Consider the following 23050-nt stretch of genomic DNA (forward strand, 5'->3'; position numbering starts at 1 on the left):
TGCGGCATCGACCTGAAGGCAACATAACAAAAACCTGAGGTTGCAACATGGGCAAAAAGGGGAAAACAACCTCTTTCTCCTTCCCTGACGGCAGCTTGCGAAAACCGTAGCCTTCATGCTCCGAAAGCCTCGGTGGACATGGGCCCTGAGCTGTGATTGCGTCTGGGCAAGCCGGGTTGAAATTCGGCACAGGGAGGATTTTGCCGGCGTGCAGGGCTTGTTCATCGTCATCATTGCGATCGCCTATGTGACGCTGCTGTTCGCCATCGCCAGCCTGGGCGACCGCCGCTCGGCGATTTCAGGGCCGAGCCGGGCGCGCCCTTTCATCTACGCGCTCAGCCTTGCCATCTACTGCACCTCGTGGACCTTCTTCGGCTCGGTCGGCCTGTCCTCCGAACGCGGCCTCGAATTCCTCGGCATCTATACCGGCCCGGTGCTGGTGTTCGTGTTTGGTTTTCCGCTGCTCAACCGCATCGTGCGGCTGGCCAAGACCGAGAAGATCACTTCCATTGCCGACTTCCTCGGCGCGCGCTACGGCAAGAGTTTTACCGTCGCCGCGATCGCCACCCTGATCGCCACCATCGGCGCGGTGCCCTATATCGCGCTCCAGCTGAAGGCGATCTCCGGTTCGGTCAGCCTGATGGTCGAGCATTATACGGGATCGCCGCCCTCCTTCGATCCGTTCGTCAGCGACATCTCGCTGGTCGTCGCCATGCTGCTGGCGCTGTTTGCGGTGCTGTTCGGCACCCGCCATGCCGACGCCACCGAGCATCAGGACGGGCTGGTGCTGGCGGTGGCGGTCGAAACCGTGGTCAAGCTCGCCGCCTTCCTGGCGATCGGCCTGATGGTGACTTTCCTGATCTTCGGCGGCCCGGGCGACATGTTCGCGAAGCTGGCGCAGAATACCCAGGTGCGACAGGCGATGGGCTACAACACGTCGCTCGCCACCTGGCTGGTGCTGACTGGCCTCAGCGGCTGTGCCATCATCATGCTGCCGCGGCAGTTCTACGTCACCATCGTCGAGAACCGCGGCGAGGCCGAGTTGCGCACCGCGACCTGGGTGTTTCCGCTCTACCTCGTGGCGATCAACCTGTTCGTGCTGCCGATCGCGTTTGCCGGCTTGTCGCTGGTCGGCACCGGCACCAGCAGCGATCTCTACGTGCTGTCGCTGCCCCTGTTCAGCGGCCATGATTTGCTCGCCATGGCGGCCTTCGTCGGCGGGCTGTCGGCGGCAACGGCCATGGTGATCGTCGAAAGCGTGGCGCTGTCGATCATGATTTCCAACGACCTCGTCATTCCGCTGTTCGTGCGCCGCCTGCTCAAGACCTCAACCTCGGAGACCGAGGATTGGTCGACGCTGATTCTCAATGTGCGGCGCGGGGCGATCTTCATCCTGTTGTTCATCGCCTTTCTCTACTATCGCCAGAGCACCAACAGCGCGCGGCTGTCGTCGATCGGCCTGATGTCGTTCGCGGCCATTGCGCAGTTCGCGCCGGCGCTGGTCGGCGGGCTGATCTGGCGCGGCGCCAATGGCCGGGGTGCCGCACTCGGGATGGTCGCCGGCATCCTCGTCTGGGGCTACACGCTGCTTTTGCCGTCACTTGTCGCGCCCGATGCCGATATCCTCTTAAACGGGCTGTTTGGCTTCGAGGCGTTGCGGCCGCAGGCATTGTTCGGCACGGTGGCCGAACCGCTGAATCATGGCGTGTTGTGGAGCCTGTCGATCAACACGCTGTTTTTCGCCCTTGGCTCGCTGTCGCGCGCATCAGTGCCGCTGGAACGCATCCAGGCGTCGATCTTCGTGCCAAGAGATGCCGGCCCGATGCCGAGCCTGCGCCGCTTCCGCACCGCCATCACCGTCAACGATCTCAAGGACACGATCGGGCGCTACCTCGGCGTCGAGCGCACCGAGCGCTCGTTCCAGTCGTTCGAGAAGACCAACGGCACCACGCTGCTCGGCAAGGAGCAGGCGAGCATGGACGTCATCCGCTTCTCCGAGCAGCTTTTGGCCAGTGCCGTGGGCTCCTCCTCGGCGCGGCTCATCCTGTCGCTGCTGTTTCGACGCCATGACCGCGAATCCCGCGATGCCTTCCGATTACTCGACGACGCCACCGAGGCGCTGCAGCACAACCGCGACCTGTTGCAGATCGCGCTCGACCAGATGGAGCAAGGCATCACCGTCTTCGACCGCGATTTCCGCCTGATCTGCTGGAATCGCCAATACCGGGCGCTGTTCGACCTACCCGACGAGATGGGCCAGGTCGGCGTCTCGCTCGACCAGATTCTGCGCCATCTCGCCGAGCGCGGCGACATCCCCTCCGACCAGCGCGTGACGATGCTCAACCGGCTGACCAGTTTCGTCAGCCCCTGGCAGATGGAGCTGAAGACCAGCGGCCGCATCCTGGAGCTGCGCTCCAACCCGATGCCGGATGGCGGCATCGTTGCCACCTATGCCGACATTTCCGGGCGCGTCGAGCAGGATCTGGCGCTGAAACGCGCCAATGAATCGCTGGAACAGCGCGTCAAGACCCGCACCATCGAGTTGACCCGGGTCAACGAGGAACTGGCGCAGGCGCAGATGCTGGCCGAGGAGGCCAATCTCGGCAAGACGCGCTTCCTTGCCGCCGCCGGCCACGACATCCTGCAGCCCTTGAACGCCGCCCGGCTCTATTGCTCGTCGCTGATCGAGAAGGCCGGCAAGGGTCCGGCCGGCAAGGCGGCGGTCAACATCGAATCCGCGCTGGAATCGGTCGAGACCATTTTGGGCGCCGTGCTCGACATTTCGCGCCTCGACGCCGGCGCCATGAAGCCGGACGATACCGCCTTCAACCTCGACGGATTGCTGCGCCAGATCGGCAATGATTTTCGGCCAATGGCAGCCGAAAAGAAGCTTGAGCTGACCATCATGACCTCGTCGCTCACCGTGATGACCGACCGCAATTTGTTACGCCGCCTGATCCAGAATCTCGTTTCCAACGCCATCAAATACACCCGGCACGGCCGCATCCTGGTCGGCGTGCGACGGCGCGGCGAACTTGCTGAAATCCAGGTGATCGATACCGGCATCGGCATTGCCGGCGATAAGCTGAACACGGTCTTCCATGAATTCACCCGGCTGGATGAAGGTGCACGCGAAGCCGAGGGCCTCGGCCTCGGCCTCTCCATCGTCGATCGCATCGCTCGCGTGCTGAGACTCGAAATCCGCATCTTCTCAAATCCTGGCAAAGGCACGCGGTTCTCGGTCATCCTGCCGGTGGCGGCGGTGGCGGTGCCGCGGCGCGAGACCGAGAAAGCACCGGCGCGCCCGGCTTCTTCGCTTGCCGGGCTGGCAGTGCTTTGCATCGACAACGACGCGCGTATCCTCGACGGCATGCGGTTGCTGCTCGAAGGCTGGGGGTGCAGCGTCGACACCGCCTCCGGGTCGGAGGATCTTTTGCGACCCGGCGCGCGCCGGCCCGATATCGTGCTTGCCGACTATCACCTCGACGGCGCCACGGGGCTCGACGCGATCAGGACCCTGCGCGTGGCCTACGGCCAGGATCTTGCGTGCGTGCTGGTCACCGCCGACCGTTCCAACGAGGTGCGCGCCGCAGCAAGCGAGCTCGACGTTCCGGTGATCAACAAGCCGCTGAAACCGGCGGTGCTGCGCTCGATGATGGCCCGGGTCAGACCGCTGGCGTCAGCGGCCGAATAACGATTAGTGCGCTGGCTGCAACGGATCGCTGCCGATCTTTGACAAAAGGATCACCGCCTGGGTGCGGCTGTCGACGCCGAGCTTCTGCAGAACGGCCGAAACATGCGCCTTGATGGTCGCCTCGGAGACGCCGAGTTCGTAAGCGATCTGCTTGTTGAGCAAGCCTTCGGCCAGCATGCCGAGCACGCGGGTCTGCTGCGGCGTCAGCGCCTGCAGCCTTTTGATCAGGTCCGATATTTCAGGATCGCGCTCGACGCCGAGGTCGACACCGACGGGCGCCGCGATGTCGCCGGCGAGCACCGATTGCACGGCGTTGCGGATTTCCTCCATACTCGCCGATTTGGAGATGAAGCCGGAGGCGCCAAGATCGAGCGCGCGCCTGATGGTCGCCGGATCGTCATGCGCGGAGACCACGACAAGCGGCACCGCCGGATGGATGCCGCGCAACGAAATCAGGCCGGAGAGGCCGCTGGCACCTGGCATTGACAGGTCGAGCAGCACCAGATCGACATCCTCATTGGCCACGACCAGCGCCTTTGCGCTTTCGAAATCGCCGGCCTCGTGAATGGCGGCGACATTGCCGATGCCGGCAAGTGCCTCGCGCAGAGCACCGCGAAACAGCGGATGATCGTCGGCGATGACGAAAGAATAGCCTGACGGCAAATGTCCCTCCCCTAATCCCGTCGATGATTTTTAAGCTTTTCGGGACCAGTCGGACGATTATGAGAGGCTGCGCGCTGTTTTCAAGCGGCAAAACCAGCGCGCAGCGTTTTCCCTTGTCTACAGCGCTCAGGTCTTCTGCGAATTCAGCTGGGCGCCACCGCCATTGTCCTTGTCCATATCCTTGACGATGCCCATGAAGCCCTTCATGAAGCGTTCCATGTAGCTCATCGTCTTGTTGAAATCCTCTTCGCTCGGCAGTTTCGATTCCAGCCGCGCGGACAGCGAATTCTCCAGCTTGGTGACACGCTCATCCATTGCCTTCATCGAGGTTTGCAGGCGGTCGATTTCGTCCTGGAAAGCGGCGCGTTCGTCGGCTGCCACCTTGCAGACGAGCTGACCGGAGCGTTCCTCGCAGATCGACATCGCGCCGGTCTGCGTGTCCATGCGGACATAGCCGTTGGCGGATTTTTCCAGCCGGTAGCGGTCGGTTTCTTCCGAATAGGCTGACACCGCGACCAGTGAAACGAGTGCGGCGGGGATCAAGATGTGTTGCAGACGCATGTTGTCCTCCATGGCCAAGGCCTGAACTATCGCATGTTTGCGCCGGAAATGGGGAAGACCCTTGGCGTGGCCTTTCCCGCGTGGCTGGTTCGGACTATAGCGCAACCATGTCTCAGTTTATCTACAAGATAACCCCGCAAGCGCCTTGGCGCGAGGCCGAAGCCAGTGGGCGCTTCACCGGCGCGCCGATCGACGTCGCCGACGGCTTCATCCATTTCTCCACGGCAGCACAGGTTCGGGAAACCGCGGCAAAGCATTTTTCCGGCCAAACGGACCTTCTGCTGGTCGCCATCGACGGCGCCAGGCTGGGCGACGCGCTGAAATACGAGGTCTCGCGCGGCGGCGCGCTGTTTCCGCATCTTTACAGCGTGCTGGAACTGGACACCGTGCTGTGGGTCAAACCGCTGCCGCTCGGCGCCGATGGCACCCACCTCTTCCCGGCACTGGAGGCCGAATGAGTCTGTTCGACCGGCTTGGCCAAAAACTGCTGTTCACATTCGATCCGGAAACCGCGCATGGCCTGTCGATCGCGGCGTTGCGCTGCGGCCTGCGTGTCGGTGCGCGGACGGTGCGCGACACCAGGTTGAAGGTCAGCCTTTGCGGTCTCGATTTCCCCAACCCGCTCGGCATGGCGGCCGGCTACGACAAGAACGCCGAGGTGCCGGACGCGCTGCTTGGCCTCGGCTTTGGTTTTGCCGAGGTCGGCACCGTCACGCCGCTGCCGCAGGCCGGCAACCCGAAACCGCGAATCTTCCGGCTGACGGCGGATGACGCTGTGATCAACCGGCTGGGCTTCAACAATGAAGGCCATGCGGCGGCCGAAGAACGCCTTGCCGCGCGCAAGGAGCGCTCCGGCATTGTCGGCGTCAATGTCGGAGCCAACAAGGACAGCACCGACCGCGTCAATGACTATGAGCGCGGCGTCGCCCGCTTTGCTTCCCATGCCAGCTATTTGACAATCAACATCTCCTCGCCCAACACGCCTGGCCTGCGCAACATGCAGGCGCGCGAGCAGCTCGGTGAGCTGTTGTCACGGGTCATGGCCGCGCGTGCATCAGCCGCGGCCCAGCCGCCCGTCTTTCTCAAGATCGCGCCGGATTTGGTCGAGGCCGAGTTGGAGGACATTGCAGCCGAGGTCGTTGAAAAACGGATCGACGGCGTCATCGTTTCCAACACCACCATTTCGCGACCGCCGCTGCGCAGCGGCGACGTTGTGCGCGAGACCGGCGGGCTTTCGGGAAAACCGCTGTTCGAACGCTCGACCATCGTGTTGGCGAAGATGCGCAAGTTGCTCGGGCCGGATATCGCCATCATCGGCGTCGGTGGCGTCGATTCCGCCGAGACGGCGCTGGAGAAGATCCGCGCGGGTGCCGATCTTGTCCAGCTCTACACCAGCATGATCTATGCCGGGCCGGCTCTGCCGGGCCGGATCGTCGCCGGGATGATCCGTTTCGCGGAAAGAGAGCGGCTTAAGTCCATCCGCGAGTTGCGCGACAGCCGCCTCGATCGATGGGCGTCCAAACCACTCAGCTGAACGCTGTGCGCACCCGCAATCGCAGAATCGTCAGCAGGCTGAAGCCCCGCGCCAGCAGGAACACATGCAGCGCCGCCCACAGACCGTGATTGCCGAAGGCCGACGCCAAGGTCAGCAGCGCGACAACGAAGACAAGGAACGAAAGCAGCATCATGTTGCGCATGTCGCGCGACCAGGTCGCGCCGATGAAGACGCCATCCATCTGGAACGCCAGCACGCCGCTGAGCGCGGTGAATGCCGCCCAGGGCAAATAGATGTCGGCCACCGAGCGCACCTCCTGCGACGTCGTGACGACGGCGACCAGATTGGGGCCGGCCAAGAGCAGCACCAGAGAGGCAGCCCCAGCCAGACCGAACCCCCAGAACAGGGTCAACCGCACCGCCTGCCGGAAGGGCTGCTCGGCACGCGCACCGACGGCACGGCCCGCGAGCTGTTCAGCGGCGGTGGCAAAACCGTCGAGGAAATAGCCGGCGACGAGGAAGAAATTCATCAGCACCGCATTGGCGGCGAGCGTCACCGTGCCGAATTGCGCGCCCTGCCGGGTGAACAGCGCGAAGGCGGCGAGCAGCGAAAACGAGCGGATCATGATGTCGCGGTTGAGCGACAGCATGCGCAAGAAGGCGCTCATGTCGAGCAGGCGATGGCGCGGCAAGGACTGGGTCGAGCGGAAGCGCAGGACGACGATGGCGAGACCCAGCAGCATGGCCAGGAATTCGCCCGTAACGGTCGCCCAGGCGACGCCGGCAACGCCCCAGCCGAGCTTCAGGCCAAGCAGGAAGCAGAGCGCGATGTTGATGCCGTTGAGCACCAGCTGCAGCACAAGACCAAGCCCGCCCTCGCCGCGCCCCAGCACATAGCCGAGGATGGCATAGTTGATAAGCGAGAAGGGTGCGGCAAGCAGCCTGATCCTGATGTAGACGCCCATCGCCTCGCTGACGCGCGGTTCGGCGCCCATAAACCACTGGCCGCCGACGGCGATCAGCGGCGAAAGCGCCGCCAGGGCGATGCCGGCAACGACCGCGATCAGCACGGCGCGCCAGAACACCGCCTGTTCCTCGAGCACATCGCCGCGCCCGAAAGCCTGGGCGACAAGGCCGGTGGTGCCGGAGCGCAGGAAATTGAAGCTGGTGAAGACGACGTCAAAGATCAACGCGCCCGCCGCCAGGCCGCCAAGCAGTGCCGCGTCGCCAAAGTGCCCGATCACCGCCGTGTCGATCAGACCGAGCATCGGCGTGGTCAGATAGGCAAGCGTCATCGGCACCGCAATGGCGAGCACGGAACGGTTGGTGACGACGAAAGGTCTCGCGTCGGCTGGGATTGCACCCTTGTCCAAGGGATTGCTGCCTTGCTGATTGCGGCTTGATCGAAGAGCCGATGTGCCCCATTTTTCGGCCACCGCGCAATTACCCTTGCCGCGATGGCCAACCGAAATCCCGGTCTGGCGCGAATCCGCCGGATCCCGTTTATGCCCCTGCAGATCGTCCACCACCCCGACTACGACGCCGGCTTTGCCACCAACCATCGCTTCCCGATGAGCAAGTATCCGCTGCTGATGGAGGCCTTGCGCGCACGCGGCCTGGCCGGACCCGAGGCGCTCAACACAGCGGAACCCGCGCCGGCATCATGGCTGAAGCTTGCCCATGCGTCCGACTATGTCGACCAGGTCCTCGGCTGTTCGGTGCCGGAAAAAATCGAACGCGAGATCGGCTTTCCGGTCGGTCCTCGCGTTTCGCTGCGCGCCCAGCTTGCCGCTGGCGGCACGATACTGGCGGCGCGCCTTGCCTTGCGCCACGGCATTGCCTGCAACACCGCCGGCGGCAGCCATCATGCGCGGCGCGCGCAAGGTGCCGGCTTCTGCACCTTCAACGACGTCGCCGTCGCCTCGTTGGTGCTGCTCGCTGACAGTGCCGCTCAAAACATCCTGGTCGTCGATCTCGACGTGCATCAGGGTGACGGCACCGCGGACATTCTGAGCGACGAGCCACGCGTGTTCACCTTCTCGATGCATGGCGAGCGCAACTACCCCGTGCGCAAGATCGCTTCCGATCTCGACATTGCACTGCCCGACGGCACGGGCGATGCCGCCTATCTCGAAAGGCTGGCCGCCATCCTGCCGGAGCTGTCGGCCCGGGCGCACTGGGACATGGTTTTCTACAATGCGGGCGTCGACGTCCATGCCGAGGACCGGCTTGGCAGGCTGGCGCTTTCCAACGATGGCCTGCGCGCCCGCGACACAATGGTGATCGATCGTTTCCGCGCGATCGGCATTCCGGTGTGCGGTGTCATCGGCGGCGGCTATTCCACGGATGTGCCGACACTTGCCGCGCGGCACGCCATCCTGTTCGAGGTAGCCTCGGCCTACGCTTAAAAGGTCATTTCCGGTAGTTGGCGATCCTGAGCAGGATGAAAGCAGGCACGACGATCGCGGCACCCAGCAGGATGTAACCGAGGAAGCGGTCGATGGCGTGGAAGCCCAGGTTCCACAGGTCCATGAAGAATTTCTGGATGCCGTAAAACACATCCATCGGCGACCAGCCGAAGGCATTCATGACAAGGCCAACGAGGAACGACACCACCAGCAGCTTCAGGATCACCCTGAATGGCGAGTCGCCGAGAAAGCGCGTCAGTGCGGACAAGGCCGTCTCCCGATTGAGATGCCCGGACTCATGGGCACGGTCCAGAGATACGTGCTTGGCGGCCATCCATCAAGCCGGCCCGGTCCGTGCGCTAACCCGGGGACGCCGAGCCGGCATCCGTTGCTAGCTTCTGACGGTCGCGGAAAATCCGCACCGCTCCAGTAGCTGGCCGAGCGGCGAGCTCGCCGGAATGGCGCGGCCCTTCATCCATTGGCTCAGCGTATGATCGAACAAATGGATGCACAGGGTGCGCGGTGTTCCGATATCGGCAAGCGAGAGATGCGGATCGACCAGCAAGGCGACCTGATGATGGCTAACCGGGTAGAAGACGTCGATCGGTGCCGCGTGATGAATGGTGCCGGTTTCGCGGGTGAAATAGGTGATCGCCTCGGGTCCCAGCTTGCCCCAGCTGTAATTGGAGATGTGGATCGGCAGGCCTATGAATTTGCGGAACCTGTAGCGCAGCAGCTTCGAGCGCACGAGCCATGGCACGATGTAGTAGGGATCGTCCGCGAACTTCAGCATCTCGATCAGTGTCTGGCTGCCGGCCGGCAATTTCAGCACCGCGCCATTGAGCTGATCACCGGTCTGATAGCCGAAAATATAGTCCTGCCTCGGTATTGGTCTGACACAGAACACATCGCAATCGACGTATAGACCGAGCCCCGCCTCCAGGATCTTCAAACGGAAAAGATTGGAAAACAGCGAGGGGCTTCCGTTCGACTTGTAGTAGACGATCCGCTCCCTCGGCATCAGTTTCGAGGCGTCGACCGTCTCGACGCCGGGCGGCATATTGCCTGGGATGTCGTAACAATGAAGACGCGTGCGGTGACCCGCCAGCACGAAGGAACGCAGGCAGGCTGCATGCAGATCGTCCAGCGACGCGCCGATCCAGACGGCGTTGACGACTGGCTCGATGGCGCCGTCCGGCCTTGTCTCTCGACGTTCGTCATCCATGGCCGTCACTGGCGCTCAATGCTCCTGACCTCGGCCGAGAAATCCTTGATGATCCTGGCTGGCGACCTCAGTTCGCGCATCACGGCCCTGTAACCCGCCGCCCGTTTCTCAAGCACCGGCATTGCCTGGAAAACATCCCTGGCAAGGTCGAACCCGCGCGCGGTGTAGGGCTGAAAAAACCGTCCCGTGGTCGCCTTCAGCGAGGTTGCGGGCACGCCAACCGGCACACAGCCGGCATAGGCGCATTCGACATATTTCATCAGCTCGACATTGTGGAGCGTCCCGCAAAGGAAGAAATGGGTGAATTGCGAGGCAAGGCTGATAAAGCGTGCGTGTGTGATGTCGTGACGCGGCGGCTTTCCATCCTCCGGATAGCCAGGATGCTTGAGATCGAAAAGGAGCGGCCTCAACCAGGGAAACCGGGAGCGCTTGCGACGCAGGGCATAGCGCAGCGGATACAGGATCCTGGAATTGCTGCCCGACAGGAAGATCTTTCGGCGACGGCCAGAAAGCGGAGTATCGAGTTCTCGCGAGGAATCGTATGCGTAGGGCAGGTGGACGACGCGCGAGACTTTCAGCGTCGTCACGAAGGCCAGGAATGGTCCCTCGGGATCGTAGGTCGTGGCATAGTGGACGCCGGGATGGTCGGCGCAATCGAAGATGAACCTGACACAGGGATTGGCCGTTTCCGGCATGTCCGGATCGCTGACCCGGAAGAAGAGCAGCGGCCGACGGCTGGCGGGAACCGCGAGATGCTTTTTGAGCACCTCGACATCGCCGGGTTCGAGACGATTGTCGACGACGGCGACCTCGCAATCGCCCTGGCCGATCTGGCTGATCGGCCGGGCCTCCCACGACAACGGTTTGGTGAAGGCCGGGCCCACACCCGGGTAGATCGCCTTGTCATACGAATGCGTATCCGAATGGAAATAGATGATCCGCAAAGCAAATTCCCCCGAATTGCCTTTCCTCGAATCGCTTTGGGCACGGCGAACCGAGGCCTCCGGCCGGAGGCCAGTTGCCCACGGATTTTGTACGCCGCCGCGCAAGAGCCGGGCAACAGGAGAGGCTGTTCATCTCGAACAAGTGATCGCAATTCCGGGTTTGCGAAGATTCACAATTCTTAAATATAGGTAAACAAGATCATTTTAATTTATTGAAAATAAAGCACAAAATCGTAATTTTCGAATTTTGCGCAATGTGCGTGCAATTTTCACTTGCGAGACAGTCGGCGTCTTTCAGGTGATGGACCGCGCGGCGCTCTGACCCCCCTACCACAGCTGGCGAACGCCAGTTTCAGGACCGTGCAGCCATCCCTGAAAGACACCAAATCGGAGCCTGACCGCCGCAACGGTCAGGCTCCCCGGGAGTTAACCTGCGTACCGATTTGCCGGATGCGCGTTTGTGTTGGAGTAATGTTCGTGTCCTCTCAAGCAAAGATCGTCATGACGGCCGGTGTCCTTGGCATCTGCCTTCTCGGGCCGGCGATGGCCGCCGACTTTTCACCGACCTACAATGATCCCCCCGCCTTCCAGTGGAGCGGCGCCTATGTCGGCGTCCATGGCGGCACCTCGTTCACAAGGATGCCCAATCCGTTCGCCGATCGAAATGGCTTCAGCGGCGGCGTTCAGGCAGGCTACAACCAGCAGATGGGTCCGGCGGTCCTCGGCGCCGAGATCGAAGGCTCCTATCTGGGCGGCGCCGAACATGACGTCCATGGCGGCAAGATCAAGGAGAAATGGCGTGGTGCCGCCAAGGCCAAGGCAGGCGTGAGCTTCGACCAGACGCTGTTGTTTGGAACCGGTGGCGTTGCGCTGACCAAATTCGACAAGGGCGACAATGTCACCAGCGCCGATGGATGGAAGGTGGGCTATCTGCTGGGCGCCGGCATCGAGCAGGGCTTTGCCGGCGGGCTGTCCGCCAAGGTCGAGTACGACTATGTCCGCACCCCTGGCGTCGAGACGACATCGGCCCTTGGCACGTCCAAGACGACGATCGGCAGCCATGAGCTGAAGGCCGGCATCAACTACCGGTTTTAGAACAGGTCGAATTGGATCGCGCGATGCACGCCGGGCATCGCGCGATCCATCGTTTCGACATGCGCGGCCCAGGACGGTCGGCTTTTTGCGCAATTGCCCCCTTCCCGCGCCCTGCTGCAATGTCGATGTAATCTTCGCGATCTAGGTCCCCGCACGTGAATTTTCATGATGGGAATCTGTTCCGATATGTCCACATATGGCGCCGGCCTCCCCACAAGGGGCCTGAAGATAGTGTTCGTCGCGCTCACGCTCGCGGGCTGTGCCTCCGACATCATGAAGAACTATGTCGGACAGCCGGTCGAATCGGTAATTCTGGACTACGGCCCGCCAACCGCTGTCGTCGATCTCGGCCAGGGCGAACGCGCCTATCAATGGCGCAAGGTATCGACCTCAGCGGTTTCCGGAACATCGAGCGGCGAGGTTCGCCACACAAAACACGGTACCGTCTATGAAGGGACCGAGACGCCCGGCTATATCGAGCGTCAGGAATGCTTCTACACATTCTACGCGCGCGCTTCCGGCGGCCGCTGGTTCATCACCAATTTCCGCCAGCCAAAGCTGCAATGCGAATGATTTGCCGCGGCCGCGGCCCCCGATCGGCCGCGGATAAAGGAGAATATGCATGCGCGTCCTGTTGATCGAGGACGAACCGGAAATGGCCTCCGTGCTGAAGGCCGCTCTCGAGCGTTTGGACATCATCGTCGACCATGCCGCCACATTGGCCGATGCCGAGGCGATGGCCCGTCTGGGCTATCATGACGCGGTGGTGCTGGACCGCCGGCTGCCGGATGGCGACGGTCTCAGCCTCATACCGCGGCTGCGTGCCTTGCACCTGGATGTGCCTGTCATCGCGCTGACCGCGATGAGCGGCTTGGAAGACCGCGTCGCCGGGCTCGATGCCGGCGCCGACGATTATATGGTCAAGCCCTTCGCCACGGTGGAACTGGTCGCGCGGCTTCATGCCTTGCATCGGCGCTCATTTACATCGCGCGCCAACCAGACGATGGTCGGCCGCCTCACCTATGATTTCCGCCACCGTGAGGCGCTGGTCGAGGAACAAGCGCTCGATCTGCCGCGGCGCGAAAGGCTGGTGCTCGAAACGCTGATCCGCCGGCCGGGGCGGACCATCATGCGCAGTGCGCTGGAGGAAGCCGTCTACGCGCTGGATGACGAGATTGGCTCCAATGCGCTCGATGCGCATATTTCGCGGCTGCGCCGCAAGCTCGACGATGTCGCCGCCGGTATCGAGATCCGGGCGATCCGCAACCTTGGCTACCTCTTGCGGGCGGTCTCGTGAGGAAGGTCCGCACAGGCTCGCTGCAATGGATCCTCGTCCGGCGGCTAATCCTGCTGCAGGCGGCGACGCTGCTGATCTTCATCGTGCTTAGCGCGGCAGCGCTTTGGATCGCCAATCCGAGCTTGCTGATCGACAACGAGGCAGCCGTTGCGGCCGTCAAGGATGCCGTCGATCGAGACAAGGACGGCAGGCTGATCGTACGCGAAACGGAAGACCTCTCCGCGTTTCGCGAGAGCTTCCCCAATGTCTGGTACATCGTTCGCGATGGCAGCGGCGAGAGCGTCCGTGCCGGCAACATCCCCGACATCTACACCAAAAGCTTCGGCGACATGCTTGGCGGGGCCGATCACGCCACAATCGGATTCTCCGACAAGGACATGCGGCCGGAAGCCTATATCGAAAACGCTTCGACCAGGGCCGGCACTGTGCAGATCGTCGCCGCGACACAGTCGTCGCGCCAGCAGACCGACGGTCTCGAAATCAACATTTCGGCCACCGTCGAAGTCGCCCGCAATCCAGACGGCAGCAGGAACTGGGAGCGCGCCCTGCCGGCGCTCGCGCTGGTGATCGCGATCCTGCTGTTGCCCATCATCCTCGTCATGGGCACGACGACGCTGGTGACGACGCCAGCCGTGGTGCGCCGCTCCTTCGCCGGTCTTGTCGAAACGGTCCGCCAGGCGGCGCGTATCGACATCGGCACCCGCGCCATGCAACTGCCGGTCAAGCAGGTGCCCCAGGAGATCGCGCCGCTGGTGCATGCCTTCAACGAGGCGCTGGCCCGCCTCGCCCAAGGCTACGACCGCCACAACCGTTTCCTCACCGACGCGGCGCATGAACTGCGCACGCCGATCGCCATCCTGCGCACACGCGCCGAACTGCTGAAGCAGGAGCCGCAGAGCGTGCGCCTGCTGCATGACATCGAGCGCCTGTCGCATCTTGCCCAGCAACTGCTCGACCATCAGTTGCTCGACCGGCCGTCGGACCAGCGCCAGATCATCGATCTCGACGATCTCGTCAGCCGGGTCGCCGCCGACTTCGCCCCGCTGGCCATCGAGGCCGGTTACGACCTCGCTTTCGAGCCTCCACCCAGCAAGGCCCAGGTGGAGGTCAATGTCCTGCAGATCGAGCGTGCGCTCGCCAACCTCGTGCGCAACGCCATCGAGCATGGCGGCGGCAATGGAACGATCACGATCGCCGTCGACGGGACCGGCGGCGTCGAGGTGCGCGACGAAGGCCCGGGCATTCCCGCGGAAGAGCACGAGAACGTCTTCGAGCCCTTTTACCGCTTGCAGCCGCAGTCGCGCGGGGCGGGGCTTGGACTGAATCTCGCCCGACAGATCGCGTTGCTGCATGACGGCACGATCTGCATCCTGACGGGCGCACGGCGCGGCGCCCGCATCCGCATGGAGTTGCCGGTGCGCTCCTGACGATGCAAAGCCCATGGCGTCGGTCGGCCGATGACCCCATTTCGGTGCCTGGCTTATCTGTTTTCTAACCAATTGCCGCTATTTGCCATTCCAAGAGTGGGAGCCAGGCTTTGGTGGGAACGGGAAAAATCGGCGCGCATCGCGCAATCACCCTGTCGGTCGTGGTGCCATGCTACAATGAGCGCGACGGCGTGGCCGAGCTTCACCGACGCCTCAGCGCCGTGTGCCTCGAGCAAAGCCCTTCCTACGAGATCGTGCTTGTCATCGACGGAGCGACCGACGGGACCCGCGAGGCTATCTTCGAACTGGCCGAAAAGGACGACCATGTCGTCGCCATCGACCTTGCCCGCAACTACGGCCACCAGATCGCCTTGAGCGCGGGGCTGGAGTTCTGCCGCGGCGAGCGCATTCTCATTCTCGACGCCGACCTCCAGGATCCGCCCGAACTGCTCAGCGCGATGATGGCGAAGATGGATGAGGGCTTCGACGTCGTCTACGGCCAGAGGGTGAAACGCGACGGCGAAAGCTGGTTCAAGCGGGCTTCCGCCTCGCTGTTCTACCGCTTGCTCGGGCGGATGGTCGATGTCGAGATCGCGCCGGACTCCGGAGACTTCCGGCTGATGAGCCGCCGGGCGCTCGATCATCTGAACGCGATGCCCGAACGCTACAGGTTCATTCGCGGCATGGTGAGCTGGATAGGGCTTAGGCAGGTCGCCTTCCCCTATGAAAGGCACCGGCGCTTTGCCGGCACCACCCACTACCCGCTGAAGAAGATGGTTCTTCTGGCGGTCGACGCGATGACCAGCTTTTCGATCGTGCCGTTGCGGTTTGCCTCGCTGCTGGGGATGATGTTCGGTCTGCTCGGACTGGTCGTGCTCGGCTACACGCTGTTAGAGTGGTCCAGGGGCAACGTGGTGCCCGGCTGGACGAGCCTTGCCGCGATCATGCTGATCATGGGCAGTGTCCAGCTTCTGGTGCTCGGCATCTTCGGCGAGTATCTCGGCCGCATGTATATGGAGACGAAGCGGCGGCCGCTCTACTTCGTCAACGAAATCGTTGCGCGCGACCGGCCGGCCAAGGACAGCGACCTGCCCGTCCATCGCCTGCAGGAGATGGCGAAAAGAGCGGCGCGTGGCTGAGGCGAAGGTCGGGCGGATGCAGCGGGAACGGCATGGGCAGGATGCGGTCGGCTCTTCCGTCTGATGTCTCGCGGCTGCTGCGCTTTGGCGCCGTCGGGCTTCTCAACACGGCGCTTGGATATACGCTGATCCTGGCCGGGCTGGCGCTGGGCCTCGGCGACATCGTCTCCAATGCGGCAGGCTATGCCGCGGGCCTCACGCTTGGCTTCTTCCTCAATCGCCAATGGACGTTCGGACGTGCCGGCGGCTTTCGCCCCGGTGCGGCCACTCGCTACGCGGTCACCTTCGTCGTCGCCTACAGCGCCAATCTGGGCATCGTGATTGCCGCCATGTCCGCTGGCTTCATCGAGAACCCGTTTGTCCATCTGGCGGGAAACTGCCTGTACTCGATCATCTTCTATCTTGGCTCGGCCCGGTTCGTCTTTGTCGGCGGCGCGGGTGAACCCGTGGCCGCAACGAACGCGAAATGGCCCGGAGCTGCGACATGACCCAGGCCGCGGTAATCGCGACGGCGACGCCGTCACTCGGGGACGCGCAGCGCATCCGGCTGATGTTCTGCCTTCTCTGCGCCTGTGTCGTGGCCTCTGTACTCACCGCCTTTGCCGGTGCGATCCTGCAGGATCCCGACAATTGGTGGCAAGTGAAGGTCGGGCTGGACTTCCTGGAAAACCGGACGTTTCCGGCCGTCGATCCCTATTCCTATACTTTCGCCGGCCAACCCTGGATCGCCAAGGAATGGCTTGGGCAGGTCTTTCTGGCCCTTGCCTACCGTGCGGGCGGCTGGAATGGCGTCGTCACGCTGATCATCGCCACGGTCGGCCTGACCGTCTTCCTGATGGGATGGTTCCTCAGCGCATGGCTGAAGCCGATACTGGCGATAGCGCTGGCCTTCGCCGCGGCTTTCCTGATCGCCTCGATCTATACGGCGCGCCCCCACGTCTTCACCTTACCGATCATCGTCGTCTGGACGGCAATGCTGTTTCGTGCCGCGCAGGAAGAGAAGGCCCCACCCCTGTGGATGCTCGTGCTTGTCGTCTTGTGGGCCAACCTGCATGCCACGTTCACCCTTAGCTTCGTCATCGCCGCCTTTGCCGGGCTCGTTCTGCTGGCCCGCTCGGGCCTGTCGAAACCCGTCCTGCTGGCAAAATGGGTCGCTTTCGGCCTGCTCTGCCCCCTGGTCAGCTTGCTGCATCCCTATGGGGTGAAGGCCATCCTGGCGACGTTCACCGTGGCCTATGGCAACGAGGCGGTGCCTCTTATCCTGGAATGGCGGCCGTTCAATGCCCAGGAGCAGCTCTTCCAGGAAGCGGCGATTCTGTTGGCGCTTTTCGGGCTTTTGGTATCGAGGCTGCGGATCGGCTGGGCCCAGGCGTTGTTCATCGTCTTCGCCTTGCATATCTATCTCGCCCATCTGCGATTTGTGTATCTGCCCTTCCTGTTGATACCCTTGGTGATCGCGGTCGAGGTCGCCCTGCAATACCCTTCGCTCTCAACCACGAGCTGGCTGGCGGAAAAGCGTGACGGGCTGGAAAAACTCTTCGCCAGCCGGTTCTACGCAATCGGCGGCGCGATGGCTGTCTTGTTGTTCGGCTCGGTCTTGGTCCTCGGCAGTGCCTATCAGGTGGCGCCGAGTCCGAAGACATCGGCCAGCGGCGCCCTCGCATTCGCCAGGGATCACCACCTCGCGGGCAACGTGCTGAATTCCTACAATTTCGGCGGCACACTGATCTTCCACGGCATCAAGACCTATATTGACGGCAGGACGGACCAGCTGTTCCTGGGCGGGTTCACGAAAACCGACGATGCAACGGGACACAGCGACGGAAAACCGCTGCTCGAAGCCCAGTTGAAGAAATACGCCATCGGCTGGGCACTGCTGACGGTGGACGATACCCGCATCCCCTTCTTCACGGAGTTGGGCTGGAAGCGGGCCTATGCCGACGACGACGCTGTGATCTACCTGCCCGGCGCCTGACTTACCGCGCTCCTGCGAACGGCTTCGCCAGCGTTCAAAGCGCAGCATCTGCCTTGACACGCATGTTGCAGTGCAGCAAACTTGTGTTGCAGAGCACAGTCCGTGGAACCCACGAGCCACGACTACGACGGGGATCGCCGTATGAGCAGCATGTCAGGTTCCGCCGCACGACTGCCACGGGCCACCGCCTACGGACCGGCAGAATGAACTACAGGCGCGACATTGACGGCCTGCGGGCCGTTGCAGTGCTGCCCGTCGTGCTCTTCCATTTCGGCGTATCCGCCATTCCCGGCGGGTTCACGGGCGTCGACATCTTCTTCGTCATATCGGGCTATCTCATCAGCGGCAGCCTGCTCGACGATCTCGAGCGCGGCCAGTTCTCGATCGGCCGCTTCTACTGGCGGCGTGCGCGGCGCATCCTGCCGGCGCTGACTTTCGTCATCCTGCTCGCGAGCATTGCGGCGTGGTTCATTCTTCTGCCGTCGGACCTTCACGAATACAGCCTCAGCGTGATCGCGGCCTCGACCTTCTGGTCGAACATCTATTTCTGGAAAACCACCAACTATTTCTCCATCGACGCGGAACTGCGGCCACTGTTGCACACATGGTCGCTTTCGGTCGAGGAGCAGTATTATATCTTCGCGCCGATCCTAGTGTATCTGATCTACCGATACGCCTCGAAGCGTTGGCTGACGATACTGCTGCCGATCGCCATCGGCAGTTTTGCCCTGGCGGTCATGGCAACCACACTGGCGCCGACCGCCGGCTTCTACCTCCTGCCGACGCGCATCTGGGAACTGGCGCTGGGTGCGATTCTGATGCTGAAAAAACCACCGGCGCTGGCCAGCCGTCCGCTGACGGAACTGATCGGCCTCGCCGGTTTTGGCTTGATCGCCTTCGGCTTTCTGACGATTTCGGAAAGCGACCCGTTTCCAGGCTACAATGCCCTGTTTCCCTGCATCGGAACGGCGCTGCTCATCTATGCGGGCCAGGCGCATGCCGACAGGCCGGTGCCTGTCGCGACGCGCGTGCTTCAGCTCACCCCGCTGGTCTGGGTGGGGCTCATCTCCTATTCGCTCTACCTCGTTCACTGGCCGATCAATTCGTTCGTCCACTATCTCTCGCTGAAAGCCATCGGTGTGCCAACGATCATGGCGATGATGGTGGCGAGTGTCGCGCTGGCAACATTCTCATGGAAGTATGTCGAGCAGCCCTTCCGCCAGAAGGGGGCCTTCACCGCCCCGCTGCCCATCTTCGCTTTCTCGGCCGCGGCGATCGCCTTGCTGTGCGTCGGCGGCGTGGCCGGCGTGCTGGGTAAGGGTTTTCCGCAACGGTTCCCGGACTTCTCGACGGAACGGGTCGTGGTGGGTGACTGGCGCAACGGCGTCTGTTTCAACGAGGGTGCGGACCGGATCGAGAACTGGAACCTCGCCGACTGCACCCGTACGCATGGCTTTGCTACCAATGTGCTGCTGTGGGGCGATTCCTTCGCCGCGCATTATGTGTCGGGGCTGGAGGCCAATGCTGACAAGATCCAGGCCAATGTTATCCAGTACACCTATGCCGGCTGCCCACCCAACCTGACCTACTTTTCCTACGCCCGGCCGGCCTGCACCCGCTTCAACGAACGGGCGCTGTCGATCATCCACGAAGCCAACATCCAAGCCGTGATCCTGAGCGGCAGATGGACCGACTACCAGGCCAGGGGTTTTGAGGGCCTGCAAAAGACGGTCGACCGGCTGCGCGACATGGGCGTCAAGGTCTATGTCATCGGCCAGTCTCCGGAATTCATCGCCGACGTCCAGAAGATCGCTTTCTTCGCGAGACGGGATCATGTCGCCAACACATCCTGGCCGATGGCCATGGATCCGGACATCAACAAGCAGGTGCAGCCATTCGTCGAAGGGGCTGATTTCATCGATCCGCTGGCTTATCTGTGCGACGCGGCCGGCTGTTCCTACGCCGACGCCGGCACCAGGCAGTTTCTCTACTTCGACTACGGTCATTTCTCTTCGGCCGGCGCGACCCTCGCCATCTCGAAATACTGGCCAAGCTTTGCCGCCACCAACAAAGTCGCGAAGGCAAAATAGGAATCGCGGACCAGCGCCGAGGCAACCGCTAAAGCGTTTGTTTCGAGGATCGCTTTGCGATTGCCGGAAGCCCGAGCCTCATGGTAACGAGGGCACGCGCGGGTATGATGTAATGGTAGCCTGTCAGCTTCCCAAGCTGAACGCGCGGGTTCGATTCCCGCTACCCGCTCCAGCATATGCCATAGGGCCATACGCCTGATGTTGAGGGTTTCGAACCCCCGCCTCGGCGCTATCCAAGCCTCTTGAGGTAGAGATTGAATGCTGGCCACGACCTAGAGTTGACTGATTCGCATCTGCTTCTTCAGAAGGAACCGAGCGAGATTATCGACGTTGCGCGGCGCCACCTTTTCGGGGAGGTGCGCCAGCAAATTCTTCGACCTGGCGTCATTGCGGTAGCGCTCAACCCATTCCTCGGTGTAGGCGTCCCGCTGCAACCGCAAATTCGTCTTGAAATTGCAGTTCGGCATTTCAACCGATAACTGGCGCGCCAACGACGCGACATACGGACGAGGGTCACTCAAGAGATCTTCATAGAAAAAATGGTCGTAGGGCAGATCGGCCATGTGCAGGTAGGCACCCCAGAAGGCATGACTCTGCTCGATCCGGAAGTAGACTTGGCAGATGCTGGCGAAGTCGTACTCCGGGACCAGATCAGTAGCGCTCGTCGTGCTCTGCCAACGGCCCGACGCTTTCGCCCGACAATAGGAAATTGCTTGACGAAGTCGGTCTCTCCGTTCGAGCAAGACCAATCCGATGTCATGGCGCCTGATGCATTCGGTGAGGAAGTCGACTCCATACTTCGCCTGCGTCGTCTCAAGGTGCCGCGAAAACACTTTTACAGCGAACCTGCTATTCGCGGTCTTGCCGCGATCGATCACCGCGCGAAGAAGTTCGTCGAAGGATTTTGGCTTGAACCCAAGCTTGCTAGGGTCGAGCCATTCGCCCGACTGCCCCAGTATTCCGGTGCTGTTTGCCAGACTACCAAGCCATTCGGAGCCACTGCGGGCTTCGGTCAGTATCGCCACGCCTTTCATGCGTGCCGATTGCCCCTGGTCTGCAAACTTGTAGCCGGTGTTACGGGATATGGTTCTGCTCCTTAATGGCCACTCGGCATGGTCACACCTCTATCTGACGGCATTTCAATTAGTAAAGTCTAATATGATTCCGTCAATTCGATCTTAGGATACCTGGAACGGACGATTCCGTCACGGGTGGTCTGTGCCAAGCCATTCATTACAACACGCAAGCCTTGGACCCTGCGCGTCTGTGCAGAGCCGACACCGGCCACGCTACGGTGGCGGCCTTTCATCAATGGTTCGTCACAGCCAGACGCCGAGCCATACGCGCTTGCGCCAGCAGCGGACATGGCGCCGGCCATGGCGCCAGTAGCTGCGGCAAACTCGTCTCCAGCCGCGGCGCCGTCCGCCATCACGACGACGCCAGTCACCATCACGGCCGTGATGCCAGCGACGGTGGGAGACCTGCTCCACTTCGACCGCGTCATCGCCTTCGAAGACCGCAGCATCAGGCTTGTCCAGTTGATCCAGAATTCCGTTGCCCTGCGGAATACCGGCAACCGCGCGGCCGGGTCCGGCTACTCCAGCAAACGCCACGACCCCCGCAACGCCCAGCAGTCCAGTGAGAAACAACCGACGTTCCATCAAAACCTCCCGAGTTGTTGACCATCGGCACCTCGTTCCCTCACCCAAAACGGGCTCCAGCGAGCATGCCGATCGGCCTGAACGAGCGACCGCACTTCTTGTTCCATCATCCCACTTCGCGCAGGATGAAATCGTGCAGCATCTTGGCGGCCGGCGACAGCGCACGGTTCCTGACCGTGATCAGGCTGTAGGGCCTGACCTCGATGTCGAATTCGGTCTGGACGACGTCGATGGCGCCGGCGAGCCCGTCGGGATTCTGGATGAATTTCGCCACTTGCACCGAAACCGGCGCGATGGCGTCGGAGTGCGCGACCATGACCAGCGTGAGCAGCAGCGAAGAGGTGTTGAGGATGCGGTCCGGCAGCGCGATGTTGCGGTTGAGGAAATTGCTCTCCATCGCCTGGCGCAAAGGGGAGCCGCCCGATTGGAAGACCCAGTCATAGGCTGCGGTGTCTTCCAGCCGCACCACGCTGCCCCTGGTGAGCGGATGGCCACGGCGCACGATCAGGCAGGCCTTCTCGACGCCGATGACGCGCGATTCAAACAGCCGCGGATTGAGGTCGTCGGGAATGCGCGCGATGATGAAATCGTGGCGCGTGGCGATCAGTTCGCGCGCCAGCACATTGGAGGTCTCGACCTGCATGGTGATCTCGATACGCGGGTAGATGCGGCGGATTTCACGAATCGCCGGCACCGCCAGTTCGATCGCCGGCGCCGTCACGGCGCCGAGAAACACGGAACCGCCCTTGCCTGCCTTGAGTTCCGAAATTTCGCGGTCGACCTCGCGCATCTCCAGCAGGATCGAGCGTGCGCGCCTGGCCAGCGCCTTGCCGTAGGGCGTCAGCGTGATGCCGCGCGGCAGCCGCTCGCACAGCTTGACCTCGAGCACCGCCTCCATCTCGGCGATCATGCGCGATGCCGCCGGTTGCGAAATGTTCATGACCTGCGCCGCCGCGCTCACCCGGCCATGGTCATCAAGCGCGACGATCATGCGCATGTGGCGCAGGCTGAGACCACTGCGCAGCAAGGTTTCGCCATCGCCTGGAGTCTCATTATAACCATTTGAAACCCCTGTCGGATTCCGTAACGCCGCCATGGTCTTTCCCCGCCTCAGCTCGCGACCCTCTGGCATTTGCCAGCAACCCGCCATGGCTCATAACATATACCACTTGCGGTATAGCAACCATCAAAGATCGCATTTGACAGTTATGGCAAAAGGGTCGCAACGTCAGCATGTTCCGAGACGCAACGGTCGCCACGATAAAAATCGTATCGATTGAAATCCGCGCCTCGGGGCCATGGGAGGATACCGGAGATCGATATGACGGCAGTGGTGCCTTGGCGCTTCTGCACGATTGCGCGGCCCGCGACCCCCGG

General features: G+C 62.3%; 21 protein-coding genes and 1 tRNA gene. 13 read left to right on the forward strand and 9 right to left on the reverse strand.

Features of this window, described 5'->3' with window-relative positions:
* The first annotated feature begins 208 nt into the window (after nt 1–208).
* Nucleotides 209–3694, forward strand: coding sequence for a PAS domain-containing hybrid sensor histidine kinase/response regulator (locus tag HGP13_RS35440; protein WP_172234494.1), 3486 nt, complete (start codon nt 209–211; stop codon nt 3692–3694).
* Between the two features lie 3 nt (nt 3695–3697).
* On the opposite strand, the gene HGP13_RS35445 is transcribed toward HGP13_RS35440, so the two are convergent.
* Nucleotides 3698–4357, reverse strand: coding sequence for a response regulator transcription factor (locus tag HGP13_RS35445; RefSeq protein WP_172234495.1), 660 nt, complete (start codon nt 4355–4357; stop codon nt 3698–3700).
* A gap of 126 nt (nt 4358–4483) precedes the next feature.
* Nucleotides 4484–4918, reverse strand: a complete 435-nt coding sequence (locus HGP13_RS35450; RefSeq protein WP_172234496.1) for a hypothetical protein — start codon at nt 4916–4918, stop codon at nt 4484–4486.
* Nucleotides 4919–5025: 107 nt separating this feature from the next.
* Between HGP13_RS35450 and HGP13_RS35455 the strand changes: the two genes are divergently transcribed.
* On the forward strand, nt 5026–5376 hold the full coding sequence (locus tag HGP13_RS35455; protein ID WP_172234497.1) for a DUF952 domain-containing protein: 351 nt from the start codon (nt 5026–5028) through the stop codon (nt 5374–5376).
* The gene (locus tag HGP13_RS35460; RefSeq protein ID WP_172234498.1) at nt 5373–6452 is read left to right on the forward strand and encodes a quinone-dependent dihydroorotate dehydrogenase; all 1080 of its coding nucleotides are present in this window, start codon (nt 5373–5375) and stop codon (nt 6450–6452) included. Before HGP13_RS35455 ends, HGP13_RS35460 begins: the two co-directional genes overlap by 4 nt.
* On the opposite strand, the gene HGP13_RS35465 is transcribed toward HGP13_RS35460, so the two are convergent.
* The gene (locus HGP13_RS35465) at nt 6445–7785 is read right to left on the reverse strand and encodes an MATE family efflux transporter (protein ID WP_172234499.1); all 1341 of its coding nucleotides are present in this window, start codon (nt 7783–7785) and stop codon (nt 6445–6447) included. The genes HGP13_RS35460 and HGP13_RS35465 overlap by 8 nt on opposite strands.
* Nucleotides 7786–7917: 132 nt before the next feature.
* Between HGP13_RS35465 and HGP13_RS35470 the strand changes: the two genes are divergently transcribed.
* Nucleotides 7918–8820, forward strand: a complete 903-nt coding sequence (locus HGP13_RS35470; RefSeq protein WP_172234500.1) for a histone deacetylase — start codon at nt 7918–7920, stop codon at nt 8818–8820.
* A gap of 4 nt (nt 8821–8824) precedes the next feature.
* Here the strand turns inward: HGP13_RS35470 and HGP13_RS35475 are convergent, their stop codons facing one another.
* The 3 genes from HGP13_RS35475 to HGP13_RS35485 all read right to left on the reverse strand — a co-directional run bounded on the left by HGP13_RS35475 (nt 8825) and on the right by HGP13_RS35485 (nt 10989).
* The gene (locus HGP13_RS35475) at nt 8825–9088 is read right to left on the reverse strand and encodes a DUF6460 domain-containing protein (protein ID WP_172234501.1); all 264 of its coding nucleotides are present in this window, start codon (nt 9086–9088) and stop codon (nt 8825–8827) included.
* A gap of 123 nt (nt 9089–9211) precedes the next feature.
* Complete coding sequence (locus HGP13_RS35480; RefSeq protein ID WP_172234502.1) at nt 9212–10045, reverse strand: galactosyltransferase Lgt5; 834 nt, start codon at nt 10043–10045, stop codon at nt 9212–9214.
* 5 nt (nt 10046–10050) lie between these two features.
* A complete protein-coding gene (locus HGP13_RS35485) occupies nt 10051–10989 on the reverse strand; it encodes a hypothetical protein (RefSeq protein ID WP_172234503.1) in 939 nt (312 codons plus the stop codon).
* Nucleotides 10990–11466: 477 nt separating this feature from the next.
* Between HGP13_RS35485 and HGP13_RS35490 the strand changes: the two genes are divergently transcribed.
* The 9 genes from HGP13_RS35490 (at nt 11467) to HGP13_RS35530 (ending at nt 20184) form a co-directional block, all read left to right on the forward strand.
* Complete coding sequence (locus tag HGP13_RS35490) at nt 11467–12084, forward strand: outer membrane protein (protein ID WP_172234504.1); 618 nt, start codon at nt 11467–11469, stop codon at nt 12082–12084.
* A gap of 186 nt (nt 12085–12270) precedes the next feature.
* Nucleotides 12271–12657, forward strand: coding sequence for a hypothetical protein (locus HGP13_RS35495; RefSeq protein ID WP_172234505.1), 387 nt, complete (start codon nt 12271–12273; stop codon nt 12655–12657).
* 49 nt (nt 12658–12706) lie between these two features.
* The gene (locus HGP13_RS35500; RefSeq protein WP_172234506.1) at nt 12707–13381 is read left to right on the forward strand and encodes a response regulator transcription factor; all 675 of its coding nucleotides are present in this window, start codon (nt 12707–12709) and stop codon (nt 13379–13381) included.
* Nucleotides 13378–14808 carry a HAMP domain-containing sensor histidine kinase gene (locus HGP13_RS35505; protein WP_172234507.1) on the forward strand — a complete coding sequence of 477 codons (1431 nt, stop codon included), beginning with the start codon at nt 13378–13380 and terminating at the stop codon, nt 14806–14808. The genes HGP13_RS35500 and HGP13_RS35505 overlap by 4 nt, the downstream gene beginning before the upstream one ends.
* A 113-nt stretch (nt 14809–14921) precedes the next feature.
* Nucleotides 14922–15947 (forward strand): glycosyltransferase family 2 protein, encoded by a 1026-nt coding sequence (locus tag HGP13_RS35510; protein ID WP_172234508.1) that lies wholly within the window; start codon nt 14922–14924, stop codon nt 15945–15947.
* Nucleotides 15948–15988: 41 nt separating this feature from the next.
* Entirely contained in the window at nt 15989–16435 is a 447-nt protein-coding gene (locus HGP13_RS35515) for a GtrA family protein (RefSeq protein ID WP_246707241.1), read from the forward strand.
* The gene (locus tag HGP13_RS35520) at nt 16432–17922 is read left to right on the forward strand and encodes a hypothetical protein (RefSeq protein ID WP_172234510.1); all 1491 of its coding nucleotides are present in this window, start codon (nt 16432–16434) and stop codon (nt 17920–17922) included. Before HGP13_RS35515 ends, HGP13_RS35520 begins: the two co-directional genes overlap by 4 nt.
* Nucleotides 17923–18125: 203 nt before the next feature.
* A complete protein-coding gene (locus HGP13_RS35525) occupies nt 18126–20012 on the forward strand; it encodes an acyltransferase family protein (RefSeq protein WP_172234511.1) in 1887 nt (628 codons plus the stop codon).
* Nucleotides 20013–20110: 98 nt separating this feature from the next.
* Nucleotides 20111–20184, forward strand: a tRNA-Gly gene (locus tag HGP13_RS35530).
* A 100-nt stretch (nt 20185–20284) separates the two neighbouring features.
* On the opposite strand, the gene HGP13_RS35535 is transcribed toward HGP13_RS35530, so the two are convergent.
* From HGP13_RS35535 to HGP13_RS35545, 3 genes are all read right to left on the reverse strand, one after another.
* A complete protein-coding gene (locus tag HGP13_RS35535; protein WP_172234512.1) occupies nt 20285–21046 on the reverse strand; it encodes a Stf0 family sulfotransferase in 762 nt (253 codons plus the stop codon).
* Nucleotides 21047–21331: 285 nt separating this feature from the next.
* The gene (locus tag HGP13_RS35540; RefSeq protein ID WP_172234513.1) at nt 21332–21673 is read right to left on the reverse strand and encodes a protamine-2 (modular protein); all 342 of its coding nucleotides are present in this window, start codon (nt 21671–21673) and stop codon (nt 21332–21334) included.
* A gap of 106 nt (nt 21674–21779) precedes the next feature.
* Complete coding sequence (locus tag HGP13_RS35545; protein WP_172234514.1) at nt 21780–22769, reverse strand: LysR family transcriptional regulator; 990 nt, start codon at nt 22767–22769, stop codon at nt 21780–21782.
* Nucleotides 22770–23050: the final 281 nt, after the last annotated feature.

Origin of the sequence: Mesorhizobium sp. NZP2077, from assembly GCF_013170805.1 — a bacterium.
GTDB lineage: Bacteria > Pseudomonadota > Alphaproteobacteria > Rhizobiales > Rhizobiaceae > Mesorhizobium.

What these genes read in the sequence shown, in the direction of transcription:
- HGP13_RS35450 (WP_172234496.1), bottom strand. Translation starts at nt 4,918, where the DNA reads ATGCGTCTGCAACACATCTTGATCCCCGCCGCACTCGTTTCACTGGTC.
- HGP13_RS35455 (WP_172234497.1), top strand. Translation starts at nt 5,026, where the DNA reads ATGTCTCAGTTTATCTACAAGATAACCCCGCAAGCGCCTTGGCGCGAG.
- HGP13_RS35460 (WP_172234498.1), top strand. Translation starts at nt 5,373, where the DNA reads ATGAGTCTGTTCGACCGGCTTGGCCAAAAACTGCTGTTCACATTCGAT.
- HGP13_RS35470 (WP_172234500.1), top strand. Translation starts at nt 7,918, where the DNA reads ATGCCCCTGCAGATCGTCCACCACCCCGACTACGACGCCGGCTTTGCC.
- HGP13_RS35480 (WP_172234502.1), bottom strand. Translation starts at nt 10,045, where the DNA reads ATGGATGACGAACGTCGAGAGACAAGGCCGGACGGCGCCATCGAGCCA.
- HGP13_RS35495 (WP_172234505.1), top strand. Translation starts at nt 12,271, where the DNA reads ATGTCCACATATGGCGCCGGCCTCCCCACAAGGGGCCTGAAGATAGTG.
- HGP13_RS35500 (WP_172234506.1), top strand. Translation starts at nt 12,707, where the DNA reads ATGCGCGTCCTGTTGATCGAGGACGAACCGGAAATGGCCTCCGTGCTG.
- HGP13_RS35515 (WP_246707241.1), top strand. Translation starts at nt 15,989, where the DNA reads ATGCGGTCGGCTCTTCCGTCTGATGTCTCGCGGCTGCTGCGCTTTGGC.
- HGP13_RS35520 (WP_172234510.1), top strand. Translation starts at nt 16,432, where the DNA reads ATGACCCAGGCCGCGGTAATCGCGACGGCGACGCCGTCACTCGGGGAC.
- HGP13_RS35525 (WP_172234511.1), top strand. Translation starts at nt 18,126, where the DNA reads ATGAACTACAGGCGCGACATTGACGGCCTGCGGGCCGTTGCAGTGCTG.
- HGP13_RS35535 (WP_172234512.1), bottom strand. Translation starts at nt 21,046, where the DNA reads ATGAAAGGCGTGGCGATACTGACCGAAGCCCGCAGTGGCTCCGAATGG.
- HGP13_RS35540 (WP_172234513.1), bottom strand. Translation starts at nt 21,673, where the DNA reads ATGGAACGTCGGTTGTTTCTCACTGGACTGCTGGGCGTTGCGGGGGTC.
- HGP13_RS35545 (WP_172234514.1), bottom strand. Translation starts at nt 22,769, where the DNA reads ATGGCGGCGTTACGGAATCCGACAGGGGTTTCAAATGGTTATAATGAG.